Raw genomic sequence first — 15,829 nt, forward strand, 5'->3', positions numbered from 1 at the left:
GCTCAGGGAGCCAGGCGCGTCGGGCCGCGGAACAGGTAGGTCACCTCGCGGATCGACGATTCGCCGAGCAGGAGCATGAGGACGCGCGCGAGACCCATCCCGAACCCGCCGTGCGGCGGAGCGCCGAAGCGGAAGAAGTCGAGGTAGAAGTCCAGGTGCTCGGGATCGAGCCCCTTCTCCTTGGCCTGCTCGATCAGGACGTCGACGCGGTGCTCGCGCTGCGCGCCGGTCGTGATCTCCACGCCGTTGAAGAGGAGGTCGTAGCTCTTGGTGAGCCCGGTCTGCTCGTCGCGCATGTGGTAGAACGCACGGATCTCGGGATGGTAGTCGGTGATGAAGACGAACTGGTGGCCGTAGGTCTCCTGCACGTAGGCGGCGATCTGACGCTCGCCCTCGGGGTCGAGGTCGCCGTCGGTGCGCGGCACTTCGTAGCCGCGCGACTTCACGATCTCGAGGGCCTCGGCGAGCGGGATGCGCGGGAACGGGACCGTCGGGACCTGCACTTCGACCTCGAACAGCTGCGCGATCTCTTCGCCGTGCTTGTCCTTGACCGCCTGGAAGGCGAACTGCAGCAGCTCCTCCTGCATCCGGGCGACGTCCTCGTGCGAGTCGATCCAGCTGATCTCCGCGTCGATCGAGGTGAACTCGGTCGCGTGCCGGCTCGTGAACGAGGGGTCGGCGCGGAACGCCGGGGCGATCTCGAAGATCTTGCCGAAGCCGGCGACCTGGGCCATCTGCTTGAAGAACTGGGGCGACTGCGCGAGATAGGCGGTCTGGTCGTTGAAGTACTCCAGGGCGAACAGTTCCGCGTTGGACTCCGACGGGCTCGCCATGAGCTTCGGCGAGTGGACCTCGATGTAGTCGCGCTCGATCCAGTACGTGCGCAGCGCGTGTTCGAACGTCGTCTGCACGCGGAAGATCAGGTTGTTGCGCCGCTGCCGGAGGTCGAGGAAGCGCCAGTCCATGCGCTTGTCCGGGCTGCTGTCGGCCGCGATGGGCGTCTCCGGGTTCGCCGCCGCGGCGATCTCGAGCGTGCCGACCTTGATCTCGACGCCGCCGAGCTTGACGCGCTCGTCGTGTTTGAGCTCGCCCCGCACGGTGAGGAAGGTGCCGGTCGCGAGCGCGGAGATCACGTCGGTGAGCGCGAGGGCCGCGGCATCCTGCTCCGTGCCGTCCTCCGCCGGGCGCGTGGCGGGGTTCACGAGCTGCACGGCGCCGGTCTCGTCCCGCAGGATGACGAACTGCACCTTCTTCTGATCGCGCACAGTCTCGACCCAACCGGAGACCGTGACCGGTCCGTCCTCGCGGGCGTGCAGCTGGGAGACGAGAGTGCGTTCGGTCATGACGGATCAGTCTACGCGGGGCGGATGCCGCTCCCCGCGAGTCGCCCGCACCCAGGCTTCGGTCACCTTCGCCCCGTAGCCTGGAGAGGTCTCGTCCGTCTGGGCGACGGCATCCGATCACCGCCCGACGACTCGCAGGAGCCGCACGATGACCGCAAGCCCCGCCGACGGATCCTGGCTGACCGCCCTGAGCGACTGGGCCGTCTCCCTCATGGACGTGATCGGCCCGATCGGGGCCGGCCTCGCGATCGCGCTCGAGAACCTCTTCCCGCCGCTGCCCAGCGAGGTCATCCTGCCGCTGGCGGGTCTGGCCGCGAGCCGCGGCTCCTTCACGCTCATCGAGGCGCTCGCCTGGACGACCGCCGGCTCGATCGTCGGCGCGTTCGCTCTGTACGGGCTCGGCGCGTGGCTCGGCGCGGACCGCCTGCGGCGCCTCGCCGCGCACATCCCGCTCCTGCACCCCGAGGACATCGACCGCACGGTCGCGTGGTTCCAGCGGCACGGTGGCAAGGCGATCTTCTTCGGACGCATGCTGCCGGTGTTTCGCAGCCTCATCTCGATCCCCGCGGGGATCACGCGGATGCCGCTGCTGAAGTTCGGTCTGCTCACCGCCGCCGGCAGCCTCATCTGGAACAGCATCTTCGTGCTCTCCGGGTTCTTCCTCGGGGAGTCCTGGCACGTCGTGGAGCAGTACGCCGAGATCCTGCAGTACATCGTGATCATCGGGGCCGTCGGCGGTGTGGCGTTCTTCATCCACCGCCGCGTGCGCTCCCTGCTGGAGCATCGACGCAACGGAGCCGTGGAGGACGGCGCATCCTGAGCGGCCACGCCTCCTAGGATGGGCGCGTGACGCAGCCGCCCGCCCTCCCCTCGCCCGCCAAGCGTCCGCTGCGGACGTGGGACCTCGTCCTGACGATCATCCTGCTCGTCCTGGCCGGCGTCCTCGCGGCGATCATGTCGTTCTTCGGCTTCTTCCTCGCGATGGCCTCGGACCCCTGCGGCGTCCGCGACTGCAGCTTCGACCTGATCACGACCGGCATGTTCGTCGCCGTCGGGCTGCCCTGGCTGTTCCTCATCATCACCGCCGTGGTGTCGATCGTTCTGCTGATCAAGCGCCGGCTGGCGTTCTGGGTTCCGCTCGTGGGCGGCGTGCTCATCATCGCGTCGTGGTTCATCGGCGCGTTCATCGCCGCGGCCGGTGTGCCGGGCTCCTAGCTCTCGGCCGGCATCCCGGGCTCCTGGCTCTCGGCCGGCATCCAGACTGCCCATATCTTCGCCCACGTAGACTGGCAGGGTGCCCGCCGATCGCCTCCATCTCGTGCGCCACGGAGAGGTCCACAACCCCCGCCGCGTGCTGTACGGACGGCTTCCGGGCTACGGACTCAGTGCCGACGGCCGCCGCATGGCGCGCCAGGCGGCCGAGTACGTCCACGGTCTCGGCCGCCCCGTCGGAAGCCTGATCGCGTCCCCGCTGCAGCGCACGCGCGAATCGGCGGAGCCCTTCACCGAACTCCTCGGCATCGAACCCGTGATCGATGACCGGGTGATCGAGCCGACGAACGTGTTCGAGGGACGCCGGATGAGCCGGGCGATGATGAACCCGTTGAGCTGGCGACACCTCTCCCGCCCCGAGATCCCGTCGTGGGGCGAACCTTACGCGCAGGTCGTCGACCGGATGCAGGCCGCGATGTCCGACGCGTGGCACGACACCGGATCCGGCGACGTCGTGATCGTGAGCCACCAGCTGCCGATCTGGGTCACCCATCTTTTCGTCGCCGGCCTGCCCACCCGGCACGATCCCCGTCGCCGGCGCTGCGCCCTCTCCAGCGTGACGAGCTTCGAGCTCTCGGGCGACGTCTGGCGCGAAGTGGGTTACGTCGAACCGGCGTCGACCGCCGGTGCGGTGGATGTGGGGGCGGTGTGATGCGCGGCATCCGTTCGTCTTCGACCCGTCGCATCGCGGCGCTCGCCGTCAGCGGCGCGCTCGTCTTCTCTCTCGCGGCCTGCGCGAACGACCCGCTCGCGGACCAGTACCGTCAGGGCGACAACAAGGGGTTCATCGCCGGCGACGGTGCCGTGCAGGAGATCCCGGAGGATCAGCGGGGAGAGCCTGTGGAGTTCGCGGCCGCGACCGAGAACGGCGATCCCGTGTCCAGTGCGGACTACGCCGGAGACGTGCTGGTCGTGAACTTCTGGTACGCCGCATGCGGACCGTGCCGCGCGGAGGCGAAGGATCTCGAGGCCGTCTACCAGGAGTTCGCCGGCGAAAACGTCGACTTCCTCGGGGTGAACACGCTGGACTCGCCGGCGGCCGCGACCGCGTTCGCGGAGAACTACGGCATCACCTACCCGAGCGCGATCGCCGCCGAGACGCCCGCGATCAAACTCGCGTTCGCGGAGAAGACGCCGATCCAGGCCACGCCGACCACTCTCGTCCTCGATGCGCAGGGCCGGGTCGCCGCCCGCATCATCGGCCCGATCGACCCCTCGATCCTGAAGACCCTCGTGCAGGACAAGCTCGCGGAGACCTCGTGAACCCCGGTGCAGTGATCGCCGACGGTGCGCTGTGGCTCGCGCTGCCGATCGCACTGCTCGCCGGGCTCGTGTCCTTCCTCTCGCCCTGCGTCCTTCCGCTGGTCCCCGGCTACCTGGGCTTCCTCGGCGGCGCGGTCGCGCCCCGCACGCCCAAGGGGACGGATGCCGCTCCCGCCGCGACCGCGACGGTCATCGAGACGGGGCGCGGCCGTCTGCTGGGCGGCGTGCTGCTGTTCATCGCCGGTTTCACCGTCGTCTTCATGGCGATGAACATCCTCGGCGGCGCGGTCGGGCTGTTCTTCCTCGAGTACGCCGAGCCGATCACGCGTGTGATGGGCGTCGTGATCATCCTGCTCGGGCTCGTGTTCATCGGGCTGTTCGGCTTCGCCCAGCGCACGTTCAAGCCGCAGGTGCGCGGCAATCTCGGTCTCGTCGGGGCGCCGCTCCTCGGCCTCGCGCTCGGCATCGGCTGGGCTCCCTGCATCGGCCCGACCCTGGGCGCGATCCTCGCGATGTCGTGGAACTTCGGCGACCCGTTGCGGGCAGGGCTGCTCGGGCTCGCGTATTCGCTGGGTCTCGGCATCCCGTTCGTCCTCCTCGCCCTCGGCTTCGGCTGGGCGACGCGCTCCGTCGGCTTCCTCCGCCGCCACATCCGCACGGTGAACATCATCGGCGGCGTCCTCCTCGTGATCCTCGGTGTCCTGATGGTCACGGGTGTCTGGACCGCGCTCATGGCTCAGCTGCAGGGGGTGTTCCTGAATGTCCCGCTCCCGCTCTGACGCACCCGGCGGCGCGGCGCCCACCGAGGGGATGCTGCGCCCGGCCGATCACGCCGACTCCGGCGCGGCATCCGACGGCGACATCGCCCAGCCCGCGCTGGGGTTCGTCGGCTGGCTGCGGTGGGGATGGCGGCAGCTCACCAGCATGCGCACGGCGCTCGTGCTCCTCCTGCTCCTCGCGATCGCCGCGGTGCCCGGGTCGCTCGTGCCGCAACGCAGCGCCGACCCGAACGGCGTGACGCAGTACTTCACCGACAACCCCGACCTCGCGCCGATCCTGGACAACCTCCAGCTGTTCGACGTGTACACGTCGGCGTGGTTCTCGGCGATCTACATCCTGCTGTTCATCTCGCTCATCGGCTGCGTGGTCCCGCGCACGAAGCACCACTGGAAGGCGCTGCGTGCCCGCCCGCCGCGCACTCCGGCGCGGCTGGAGCGTCTGGCCGACCACCGTGAGTCGCTCGTCGAGCTTGCTCCCGGCGCCTCTGCCGAAGACGCGGCGGTGACCGCGATCGAGGCTGCTGCGCAGCAGCTGAAGCGCGGCGGCTACCGCGTCGAGCGGTACGACAGTCGCGGCACGCTGTCGGTCTCGGCGGAACGCGGCTACGTGCGCGAGACCGGGAACCTCGTCTTCCACACCGCGCTGATCGGCGTCCTCGTCGCGGTCGGCGTGGGCGGCGGCTACACGTACACCGGGCAGGGCGTGATCATCGAGGGCGGCACGTTCGTCAACACGCTGCTGGACTACACATCGTTCAACCCGGGGCGCTTCGTCGACGAGGGGACGCTCGAGCCGTACTCCCTGACCCTCGACGAGTTCGACGTGACCTACCAGCCGCTCGGCTCGCAGGGATCCGGCCAGGCCGGCGACTTCGTCGCGCACCTGACCACGCAGCTCGCCGGGCAGGAGCCGCAGGAGGGCGACGTCCGGGTCAACCATCCGCTGGAGATCGCCGGCGACCGCGTCTACCTGATGGGCAACGGCTACGCACCCACCATCACGATCCGCAACGCCGCGGGCGACGTCGTGTTCTCCGAGTCGGTGCCGTTCCTCGCCCAGGACACCAACATGACCTCTCTCGGTGTGGTCAAGGTTCCCGACGGCATGCCCGAGCAGCTCGGGCTCGTCGGCTTCTTCTACCCGACCCAGGCGCCGCTCGCGTCCGGGGCGTTCACATCGGCGTACCCCTCACTCACCCTGCCCGTGCTCACTCTCGACGTCTACGAGGGCGACCTCGGCATCGACGACGGCACGCCGCGTTCGGTGTACGCGCTGGACACCTCGGACATGACCCAGCTCACCGGCCGCAAGATCGACGTGCCCTCGCTCGAGCTCGAACCGGGGGACACCGTCGACCTGCCGAACGGGCTCGGCACGATCACGTTCGAGGACGTCTCACCCCCGGGTGCCCAGGGATCCGAAGAGTCCGTCAAGCGCTTCGTCTCGCTCTCGATCCACCGCGACGCCGCCGCGAGCTGGGTGCTGCTGTTCGCCTCCCTCGCCGTCGTGGGCCTGCTCGCCGCGCTGTTCGTCCCGCGGCGCCGGCTCTGGGTCAAGGCGACCGTCGACGGGCACACCCTGCGGCTCGAGTACGCCGGCCTCGCGCGCGGTGAGGATCCGACGATCGCGACGGCGCTGGACCAGTTCGTCCGCCGTCACGGGGATGCACTCGAGCCGCTTCTGAAGGACGCGCAGCCGGCTGATCCGGCCGGCTCGCGGCAGGGCTCGCCCGATGCGCCGCGCGTAGACTGAGACCATGCCCGAAACCCTCACGCTCGACGCGGTTTCCGTGCTCCTGGTCTGGACCGCGATCTCGATCTACGCACTGGCCTTCATCGCCTACACGGTCGATCTCGCTCGCCGCGGGGCGAGTGCAGTGGAGAAGCAGGATGCCGCCGCCCGCGAACTCGTGACGGTCGGCGCAGCCGCCGCATCGGCGGACGGCGCTCCGGTCTCGGCGGGTCGGTCAGCGAACGACCGTCTGCGCGCGGAGGAACGCGACGCCGAGATCTCCTTCTCCGCGCGTCCCGCGGACCGGCCGCGCCTGGTCTGGGCGCGGATCGGCACGTCGCTCACCGTGCTCGGGCTGCTGTTCCACATCGCCGGCGACGTCACGCGCGGCATCGCCGCCGGGCGCGTGCCCTGGTCGAACATGTACGAGTTCGCCCTCACGGGGACGATGCTCATCGTCGCGGTGTACCTCTTCTCGCTCATCAAGTACGACCTGCGCTTCCTCGGGGCATTCATCACCGGCATGGTCGTCCTCCTCCTCGGCGGTGCCGCGCTCGCGTTCTACGTCGAGATCTCCCCGCTGATGGATCCGCTCAAGAGCATCTGGCTCGTGATCCACGTTTTCGTGGCCTCGCTCGCCACGGCGATCTTCGCGCTCGCGTTCGGCCTGTCGGTGCTGCAGCTCATGCAGGCCCGGCGCGAGCGGAAGACGGCTGCGCTGGCGGATGCATCGGCTGAGACCGTCGCCGCCGCCAAGACCGGTCCCCGATTCCTCCGGACCCTCCCGAGCAGCGACGCCCTCGAGTCGATCGCGTACCGGTTCGCGATCATCGGCTTCATCTTCTGGACGTTCACCCTGATCGCAGGATCGATCTGGGCCAACGACGCATGGGGACGCTACTGGGGCTTCGACACGAAGGAAGTCTGGACCTTCGTGATCTGGGTGCTCTACGCCGGCTACATCCACGCGCGCGCGACGCGCGGATGGCGCGGCTCGCGCTCGGCGTGGCTGTCGATCATCGGCTTCAGCGCCGTGATGTTCAACTTCACGATCGTCAACATGTTCTTCAAGGGCCTGCACGCCTACAGCGGCCTGAGCTGAGCCGCCCCCGTTTGAGTGTCCAAGACACGCCGTCTTGGCGCGCGCGGACACGGCGCGTCTTGGACACTCAACCGGACGGCATCCAGCCGCGCGAGCTGAGGGCGCGACGAGTACGGGCCACGACCAGGCCGGGATCCGCGAGATGGTGCGAGAGCACGCGGATGAGGATCCAGCCGCTCGCTTCGATGTCCGCCCAGCGGTCGGCGTCCCGTTCGAACTGACGGTGATCGGCGTGCTGACGACCGTCGTACTCGACCGCGACGCGGTAACGCGGGTAAGCCAGGTCGAGGCGGGCGAGCAGCCGTCCGGATGCGTCGCGGAGGTTCCAGTTCAGTTCGGGCTCGGGCAGCCCGCCCCTCACGAGCAGTAGCCGGGTCTCCGTCTCCTTCGGTGACTCCGCGCCCGCCCGCGCCTGCTCGATCGCCTCGCGCAGGTCGACCGCGCCTCGTCGGCGCAGGCGGTCGACCGCCGTGCGCAGCATCTCGTGGTCGGCGAGGTGCTGGTGCAGGAGATGATCGGCCGCCACGGTGAGTCCATCGCGGTGCAGGACGGCGCCGAGCTGGGCCCACACCTCGGCGGGGTGCGGCACGGGAAGCGACCCGCGCAACGTCAGGTCATCCCACGTCAGGCTCAGGCGGTGTCCGACGACGCCCGGCGTGCGCGGCTCGCGCTCGGGCGCGATCGCCCCGACATGGATCAGCCCGTCGCTGCGGCGGGGGAGGGGGAAGCCCCAGAGTTCGGCCGCTGTGAGTCCGCAGAAGAACTGGGCAGCCGTCAATCGCGGCAAGTAGGCAAGACAGCGCTGCTCAGTCGACTCGATCGGCAGGGCTTCGGGTGCGCGGACACCGGCGTAGGGGCGAGTGAGGTCCTTCGCGCGGAGACGACGAGAGGGCACGCCCGCGATTCGCGCCTCGTCCGCGACGAACGGACGGCCCCGCAGCTCGTCGGGAAGGGGCCACCGCTGCATGCGTCCCATCTCACCCGGCATCGACGGGACCAGATGCTGTCGACGACCGAGCGGTGCACTTCTGGTCAGCCGGGATCGTTGGGGAGGAGTCGACGCGATGCGCGACCCCCGTCGCTCCGGGCCTTGACCCGGCCCCGCCAGAGGTCTAGCGTGACCCGCGGATGAAGCGTCGACTTGGGGGTCCACGCAGAGCAGGGCCGGTTCGGGGGAGCCGCAGCCGCGGGACGAGGATGTGCCGGCGCTTTGTACGGTGTCGATCCGAAGAAGGCGCGATGGTCGAGGCAGATGCAGGTGAGTGCTTGGGCAGCACCGCTCACGGCGTCCGCGCGCCCCGCCTGAACCCCGATCTTCGGCTCGCCCTCGAAGCGCCGCGCCGGCGTGGAATCCTCGCCGTTCGGCCACGAGAAGGTGCGCGCCGTCCACCGGACTGAGCCTGTTGCCGAGGGTGTTGGGGCGCCCTCGGCAACGCCGCATCAGGCGGGGGAGACCACCAGCAGATCGCGCGGGCGGGCGACACGGCGTCTGGCCACGGCGATCGTCGTCGAGATGAACGCGAGCCCCGCCCAGATCAGGAGCCCGGCGATCGCGGATCCGAATCCGCCGGCATCCGTCAGCGCCGCCAGCATGCCGGTGTAGGCGGGCGACGTCGGGAGCAGCGAGGCCGCTTGCGAGAGAACCCCCGGCACGGTGGAGACCACCCCGGTGGCGACGGTCAGCACGCCGACCAACGCGGCGAGCCAGCGACCGGCACCCCCGAACACGGCCACCAGCGCCTGGTTGACCGCGGCGAAGGCGACGCCCGCGATCACGCACAGCAGCGCGAACAGCGACCACTGCCCAAGGTCGTATGTGGCGGCGAGCTGCACGACGCCCGCCACGAGCAGACCCTGGATCGCGCCGATCGCCGCCGCCGGGGCGAAGCCGCGCAGCGCGAGCGCCGCGGACGGCGATCGCGACGTCAGCGCGCGCCGGGACGCGGCCTGCAGGGCGATGAACGTCCCGAGCCCTCCGAACCACAGGGCGAGACTCGCCAGCAGCGGCACGGCGGAGGCTCCGAACAGCGACGAGCCGAGGCCGTCCGTCGTCACCGGGTCGGACACGACGTTCGCGAGGCTCGTCGCCTCACTGTCGGTGTAGCTCGGAAGAGAGTCGGATGCCGTGGCCAGGCCGTTGGCGAGGCTCGACGTGCCGGTCGAGAGCTGGGCGACGCCGTCCGCGAGCGAGGTCGCGCCGTCGGCGGCCTGCGTCGCGCCGTCGGCGAGCTGGGCGGCACCGGACTGCAGTCCGCGCGCGCCGTCGGCCGACTGGGTCGTGCCGGTCGAGAGCTGGCCGAGGCCGGAGGCGAGGGCGGTCACGTTGGACCCGATCGTGCGGAACTGTGCGGCGATCCCCTTCGGTGCCTCGACGGCGAGCTGGTCGAGGCCGTCTGCGGTGGCGGAAGTGAGGAACACCGCGCCCGGATTGGCCTCGCTGCCGTCGCCGTTCAGGATGGCCGCCGCGGTTCCCGCCGACAAGGCGGCGTTTCCCAGCGCTGTGCAGAACTCGACCGACTGCGTGCACGACGCAGCGAGCGTCTGCAGCTGCGCAGAGGCCGCGCTCGCGTTGTCTGCGGCGAGGCCCGTGGCGGTCTCCGCACCGTCCGCCGCCTGCTGAAGCTGTGCAGGAACGATTCCCTGCGTGATGAGCTGATCGGCCCCGGCGTTCACACCGGCGGCGAGCTGGGTCGCGCCGGACTGCGCCCCGCCGATGCCGCTCGCGATCTGGTCGAGGCCTCCTGCCAGCGTCCCCGCGCCGGAGGCCAGCTGAGAAGCGCCGTCGCCGAGCTGCGTGATGCCGCCCGGCAGCTGGGCCGCGCCTTCCGCGGCGCTCGATGCGCCGTCGGCGAGTTGGCGCGCGCCGTCCGCAGCGGTGCCGAGCTGGTCGCCGAGCGTCGTGAACCCGAGGAAGACGTTCTCCAGGTACACCTCCGAGAGCTGGCGGCCGAGGATGGATGCCGCCGCCGAGGTCACCTGGGCGGTGATCGCGTCGTCCACGACCTTCGAGTCGGGCGGGGTCGTGACCTCGATCGTCGCCCGCTCGGGAGTGCCGCCGGGGGCGGTCGACGTCGCCGCCGCGGAGAAGTTCTCCGGGATCGTCACGACCGCCTGGTACGTGCCGTCCGCGAGGCCGGCGGCCGCATCATCCGGGTTGGAGAGGGTCCAGTTCAGGTTGCTGGCGATCTCGTCAGAGCCCTCGACGAGACCAGCCGTCAGCTGGCGGCCGAGCGGCACGAGCTGATCGTCGATCGTGACCGGCTCGTCCTCGTTCACGATCGCCGCGTTCATGTTGTCGAGGCGCTCGGCCGGGTTGTAGAGGGCCGCGACGAGGATGCCGCCGATCAGTACCGGCAGAAGCAGCACTCCGATGAGGGTGAGCCAGGTGACGGGGCGCCGCGATCGCGCGCGCTCGATGTGGAGGGTCATGCGTGCACCTCGGTTGCAGAAGCATCGGTGGGTGCGGCGTCACGCCGCGGGAACAGGAGGGACTCGGGATCATCCGTGTCCGCGGTCGATCCGGCAGGTTCGGGTTCCGACGGTGCGGCTTCGGGAACCGTCACGTCGACCTCCCCGATCTCGGTCCAGCCCGCGTCGACCAGGAGCGCCCGCGCGGCATCCGGTCTCGTCGTGGACACCAGGACCACCAGACCCGGCGCGTTCGCGGCCGCGTCCCGCAGGGCGACCGATGCGCCCTCGAGCGCGGAGCCCGGGGTGAGGGCGTCGAGACCCTCGACCACCACGATGCGCGGGCGCCCGGAGAGCGCGCGGCGCAGGTCGCGCAGCGGCTGCGTCGACCCGTCGAGCATCGCGACTCCGACGTGCGCGCGGACCCACGCTTCACGTCCGGGAAGCAGATGGCCCCCCACACGGGCGGCGCCCTCGAGCGGCGCGCGGCCGGCGAGCGCGAGCAGCAGTGCGCGGGCGCTGCGCGGGTCCTCGGAGGTCACGATGAGCGCACCTCCCTGCTCGACGCGCACGGCGGCGTCCTCGACGAGCGTCGTCGGGCCCGCGCTCACCCGCACACCCTCCGCGACGACCGCTGCGGTCGAGTTCGGCTCGGGCCAGTCGGTGAGCGCGAGCTCGCGCTCGACCGCTTCGCCCTCGATGTCGAAGTGGGGGAGGATCCGGTCGAGCCAGCGCGGCATCCACCACGCCTTGTCGCCGAGGAGCGCCATCACCGCCGGGACGAGCGTCATGCGGACCAGGAACGCGTCGATCGCGATGCCGACCGCGAGCCCCAGGGCGATCGGCTTGATCGCGGTGTCTCCTTCGGGGATGAACGCGGCGAACACCGAGAACATGATGACCGCGGCGGCCGTGACGACGCGCGCCGACGCCGTGAAGCCGGAGCGCACCGCGCCGACGGCGATCTCGCGGTCGTGCAGGCCGCCGAGCGCGCGCACCTTGTGCACGTAGTCCTCGCGCATCCGGGAGACGAGGAACACCTCGTAGTCCATCGCGAGTCCGAACAGCACGCCCATCAGGATGATCGGCATGAAGCTGATGATCGGCCCGGTCTTCGCCACGTGCAGCAGGTCCGCACCGACGCCCTGCTCGAAGACGAGTGCGATCACCCCGAACGCGGCGGCCACCGAGAGCAGATAGCCCACGGCCGCCTTGATCGGCACCCAGATCGACCGGAAGACGACCATGAGAAGGATGAGCGAGAGCCCGACGACGAAGATCGCGAACGGGACGAGCGCTTCGCCGAGTCGGTCGGAGATGTCGATCGCGACGGCGGTGAAGCCGGTGACCTTCAGGTCGACGCCGTACTGCTCGAGCCACTCGTCGTGGTGCGAGCGCAGTTCGCGCACGAGGTCGGCCGTTGCCGGGTCATCCGGCGCGGTCGTCGGGATGAGCTGCACGATTCCGGTGTCGGCGGTCTCGTTCGGGGTCGCGAGGGCCACCTCCTCGACGCCGGGGATGCTCTCGACCTCGTCGGCGAGGTCCTGCATGAGTCCGAGGGGATCGGTCGAGGTGACGATCGTGCCGGTGAGGATGAGCGGGCCGTTGAAGCCCGGGCCGAAGTACTCCGACGTCAGGTCGTACGCCTGGCGGGCTTCGCTGGAGGTCGGCTGCATGCCGGCGTTCGGCAGGGCCAAGGTGAGCGTGGTCGCCGGGAGCGCCAGTGCGCCGAGGCCCGCCACCACCGCGACCGTCGTGATGACGGGATGACGGGTGACGCCGGTGACCCACCGGTCGGCGAAGCCGCGGCGCACGCGCGCCGGAGTCCCCTCGGTCGCGTCGGGGGCGGCATCCGATCGGCGGGCGGCGCGCCGCGGCCGGCGCTTCCACCCGACGACACGGCCCTTCGAGAACCCGAGGAGGGCCGGGGTGAGCGAGACGGCCACGAGCACCGCGATCGCCACGGCGACGGAGGCGGCGATCCCCATCGTCGTCAGGAACGGGATGCCGGCGAAGGAGAGCCCGATGAGGGCGATGAGCACGGTCACGCCGGCGAAGACCACGGCCGAGCCTGCCGTGCCGGTCGCGCGAGCGACCGACTCCTCGGGATCCACGCCGTCGCGGACCTGATCCTGATGTCGCGCGACGATGAAAAGCGCATAGTCGATGCCGACCGCGAGCCCGAGCATGATCGCCAGCAGCGGGGTCGTGGAGGAGATCGACGCGAAGGCGGTCGAGACGAGAATGAGCGAGATCGCCAGTCCGACGCCGATGATCGCGCTGATCAGCGGGAACCAGGCGACGGCGATCGAGCGGAACGTGATGATCAGGACGAACAGCGCCACGAGCACGCCGACCGCCTCGATGAGCGAGACGGCGGGGACGGACTGCGAGAACAGATCGCCGCCGATTGCGACCTGGGCGCCCGCCGGGAGGGAGTCTTCGAGCTCGGCGCTGATGTCGCGCAGCTGGTCCTTCGTCTCGGCCGACACGTCGGTCGCCTGGCCGTCGAACTGCAGGCGCACGATCGCGGCGTCGTCGTCCTCGGACACGAGCCCCGTCACCATCTCGTCGAACGGATCGGTGACCGCCAGGACGCCGTCGAGGTCCTCCAGCTGCCCGATCGCATCCTCGATCGCGGTGGAGTACGGGGCCTGATCCACGCGTCCGCCGTCATCGGCGACGATCACGAGCTGCGCACTCGTGCCGCTGGCCTGAGGGAACGAGCGGCTGAGCTGTTCGAGGCCTGCCTGAGCTTCGGTCCCCGGGATCGAGAACGAGTTGTCGGTTCCCTTCATGAACACTGCGGCGCTGCCGCCGGCGATGCCCAAGAGGAGCAGCCACGCGATGAGCACGCGCCAGGAGTGACGGTACGACCAGCGCCCGAGCGCGTACAGAAGAGTGGACACAGCGCCTCCGGATGCCAGGATTCAGACAGATCGGATACAGCGTTGTATCGGATACATGAGTGTATCGTAGGGCGAGCCGCCCGGGCCAACCTGGGGACTGGATGTGAAGATGAGGCGAGGAGACGCATGACCGACACCGTCGACATGGACCCCGCCGGCACCGCCCCGGCGACGTCGCGCCGCCGCGAGGCGACGAGGCAGAAGCTTCTGGATGCCGCCGCCCAGGTCTTCGCCGAGGAGGGCCTGGATGCGGCATCCGTCGAGGCGATCTGCGAGCGCGCCGGCTTCACGCGCGGTGCGTTCTACTCGAACTTCGAGACCAAGGACGAGCTGTTCCTCGAACTCGCCGGGCGCGTCGCCCGGGCGCGCGTGCAGTCCGTCCGCGAGCGGGTGGCGATGCTCGAGCGCGACGGCGGGCTCACGGACGTGGCGACCGACGCGCTCACCGTCGTGCAGCAGGTGCTGGATGTCTCGGGCGATGACCGGCTCGCGATCCTGCTGATGAGCGAGATCCGCATCCACGCTCTGCGGGACCCGCGCCTGGGGGCGGCCTATCTCGCGCAGGACGCGGAGATGCGGGAGAGCGTCGCGCAGATCATCACCGACATCGCCGAAGCGAAGCTCATTCGTTTCCGGCTCCCCGCGGACGAGGTCGCCCGCCTGATGCTGACCGTCTGGGAGAGCGAATCGGTGCGTGCGACGATGGCCGGGCTCGACTATGCCGCGGTCTGCCGGCGCACGGGCGAAGAGCTCGCCCGCGTCGCCCCGCTCGTCATCGAGGTCTGACGCTCAGCGCCGCGCGAGCGGCCCACGCAGCCGAGGTCTGCCCGCCCGCCCCCGACCTTCTGCTTCACCGAGTTCCACCGGTCCCGGATACTGCTGGGTGCGACGGGTGGCGGGCGCCGCGTGCTGCGGCGTGCTCACCGGTCACGGACTGCAGTATCTCGGCACGTCGGCATCGGCGAATCAGACGCAGGAAGGGTGGTCACTGCACGGCATCGTCTGCGGCGCGCGCGAGCTCGGAATGACAGCGCGCGATTCGCGCGTGCCACCACTCGCGCCGCTCGTCCGGGGCCGCGTGGCGCTCGAGGAGGGCGAGGTCGGGTGTCACCCGCCCGACCGGCAGGGCGCCGTTCTGCGGCAGGAGTGCGGGATCGGTGACGTCCGCCGCCAGGAGTGCCGCCGTGCCGAGCCCGCAGTCGTAGTCGAGGTCGGGGAGGGCGGCGGCGAGCGCCGCGCCCATCGCCAGGCCGATCGAGGTGTCCAGCGCGCTGGAGACGACGGCCGGCAGGCCCGCCTCCGCCACGATCCGCAGTGCGCGCCGGATGCCGCCCAAGGGCTGGGCCTTGATGATCACGATGTCCGCGGCGCCGGCGCGGGCGACCGCCAGCGGGTCGCTCGCCTTGCGGATGCTCTCGTCCGCCGCGATCGGGATGCCGAGGTACTTCACGCGGCGGCGCAGTTCGGCGAGCTCGTCGATCGTGCCGCACGGCTGCTCGACGTACTCCAGATCGAACTCGGTGAGCGCGTGGATCGCGTGCTCGGCCTCGTCGAGGTTCCACGCGCCGTTCGCATCGATGCGGATGCGGCCCTCGGGGCCCATGAGGGTGCGGACCTCGCGCACGCGGGCGACATCGTCGGACAGGCGCTGGCCGGGCTCGGCAACCTTGATCTTCGCGGTCCGGCAGCCGTCGAAACGGCCGAGGATCTCGCCCACCGCGGCCGCGTCGACCGCCGGCACCGTGGCGTTCACCGCGATGGACGTCCGCTGCGCGGTGGGGGTCGGCATCCACCCGTAATCGATCGCGCCGGCGAGCCAGGTCGCCGCCTCGGCGTCGTCGTACTCGACGAACGGCGAGAACTCCGTCCACCCCTCGGGTCCCTCGAACAGCACGGCCTCGCGCTGAAGGATGCCGCGGAAGCGCGTCACGAGCGGGAGGGAGACCACTCGCGCCGTCTGGAGCAGGTCCGCAAGCGGAGGAAGGGCGGCGTCGGTGCTCACCCGACCATCATGCCCTGCG

Annotated in this window: 13 protein-coding genes; 8 read left to right on the forward strand and 5 right to left on the reverse strand. The window is 70.4% G+C overall.

The genetic code is table 11. The features are described from left to right. Positions 1-2: 2 nt before the first annotated feature. Positions 3-1,343, reverse strand: coding sequence for an aspartate--tRNA(Asn) ligase (gene aspS / locus AB0P18_RS11165; protein ID WP_363360071.1), 1,341 nt, complete (start codon positions 1,341-1,343; stop codon positions 3-5). 148 nt (positions 1,344-1,491) lie between these two features. On the opposite strand from aspS, the gene AB0P18_RS11170 reads away from it, so the two are divergent. From AB0P18_RS11170 to ccsB, 7 genes are all read left to right on the forward strand, one after another. Beyond that, positions 1,492-2,163, forward strand: a complete 672-nt coding sequence (locus AB0P18_RS11170) for a DedA family protein (protein ID WP_363360072.1) — start codon at positions 1,492-1,494, stop codon at positions 2,161-2,163. 26 nt (positions 2,164-2,189) lie between these two features. Further along, on the forward strand, positions 2,190-2,558 hold the full coding sequence (locus tag AB0P18_RS11175; RefSeq protein WP_363360073.1) for a DUF6264 family protein: 369 nt from the start codon (positions 2,190-2,192) through the stop codon (positions 2,556-2,558). Positions 2,559-2,637: 79 nt separating this feature from the next. After that, complete coding sequence (locus AB0P18_RS11180; protein ID WP_363360074.1) at positions 2,638-3,267, forward strand: histidine phosphatase family protein; 630 nt, start codon at positions 2,638-2,640, stop codon at positions 3,265-3,267. Continuing rightward, positions 3,267-3,878 carry a TlpA disulfide reductase family protein gene (locus AB0P18_RS11185; RefSeq protein ID WP_363360075.1) on the forward strand — a complete coding sequence of 204 codons (612 nt, stop codon included), beginning with the start codon at positions 3,267-3,269 and terminating at the stop codon, positions 3,876-3,878. Before AB0P18_RS11180 ends, AB0P18_RS11185 begins: the two co-directional genes overlap by 1 nt. Further along, positions 3,875-4,657, forward strand: a complete 783-nt coding sequence (locus tag AB0P18_RS11190) for a cytochrome c biogenesis protein CcdA (RefSeq protein ID WP_363360076.1) — start codon at positions 3,875-3,877, stop codon at positions 4,655-4,657. Before AB0P18_RS11185 ends, AB0P18_RS11190 begins: the two co-directional genes overlap by 4 nt. Further along, positions 4,638-6,410 carry a cytochrome c biogenesis protein ResB gene (locus tag AB0P18_RS11195; protein WP_363360077.1) on the forward strand — a complete coding sequence of 591 codons (1,773 nt, stop codon included), beginning with the start codon at positions 4,638-4,640 and terminating at the stop codon, positions 6,408-6,410. Before AB0P18_RS11190 ends, AB0P18_RS11195 begins: the two co-directional genes overlap by 20 nt. A gap of 4 nt (positions 6,411-6,414) precedes the next feature. Then, entirely contained in the window at positions 6,415-7,491 is a 1,077-nt protein-coding gene (gene ccsB, locus AB0P18_RS11200; protein WP_363360078.1) for a c-type cytochrome biogenesis protein CcsB, read from the forward strand. Positions 7,492-7,558: 67 nt separating this feature from the next. Here the strand turns inward: ccsB and AB0P18_RS11205 are convergent, their stop codons facing one another. From AB0P18_RS11205 to AB0P18_RS11215, 3 genes are all read right to left on the reverse strand, one after another. Further along, positions 7,559-8,458: a DUF559 domain-containing protein gene (locus tag AB0P18_RS11205; protein ID WP_363360079.1), complete on the reverse strand. Its 900-nt coding sequence runs from the start codon at positions 8,456-8,458 to the stop codon at positions 7,559-7,561. A 473-nt stretch (positions 8,459-8,931) separates the two neighbouring features. Next, positions 8,932-10,920, reverse strand: coding sequence for a YhgE/Pip family protein (locus AB0P18_RS11210; protein ID WP_363360080.1), 1,989 nt, complete (start codon positions 10,918-10,920; stop codon positions 8,932-8,934). After that, on the reverse strand, positions 10,917-13,808 hold the full coding sequence (locus AB0P18_RS11215; RefSeq protein WP_363360081.1) for an MMPL family transporter: 2,892 nt from the start codon (positions 13,806-13,808) through the stop codon (positions 10,917-10,919). Before AB0P18_RS11215 ends, AB0P18_RS11210 begins: the two co-directional genes overlap by 4 nt. A gap of 126 nt (positions 13,809-13,934) precedes the next feature. Between AB0P18_RS11215 and AB0P18_RS11220 the strand changes: the two genes are divergently transcribed. Then, positions 13,935-14,594, forward strand: a complete 660-nt coding sequence (locus tag AB0P18_RS11220) for a helix-turn-helix domain-containing protein (protein ID WP_363360082.1) — start codon at positions 13,935-13,937, stop codon at positions 14,592-14,594. A 199-nt stretch (positions 14,595-14,793) separates the two neighbouring features. On the opposite strand, the gene AB0P18_RS11225 is transcribed toward AB0P18_RS11220, so the two are convergent. Continuing rightward, positions 14,794-15,810: an o-succinylbenzoate synthase gene (locus AB0P18_RS11225; RefSeq protein WP_363360084.1), complete on the reverse strand. Its 1,017-nt coding sequence runs from the start codon at positions 15,808-15,810 to the stop codon at positions 14,794-14,796. Positions 15,811-15,829 lie beyond the last annotated feature (19 nt).

Source organism: Microbacterium sp. NPDC064584 (genome assembly GCF_040687315.1).
GTDB classification, from domain to species: Bacteria; Actinomycetota; Actinomycetes; order Actinomycetales; family Microbacteriaceae; genus Microbacterium; species Microbacterium lacus.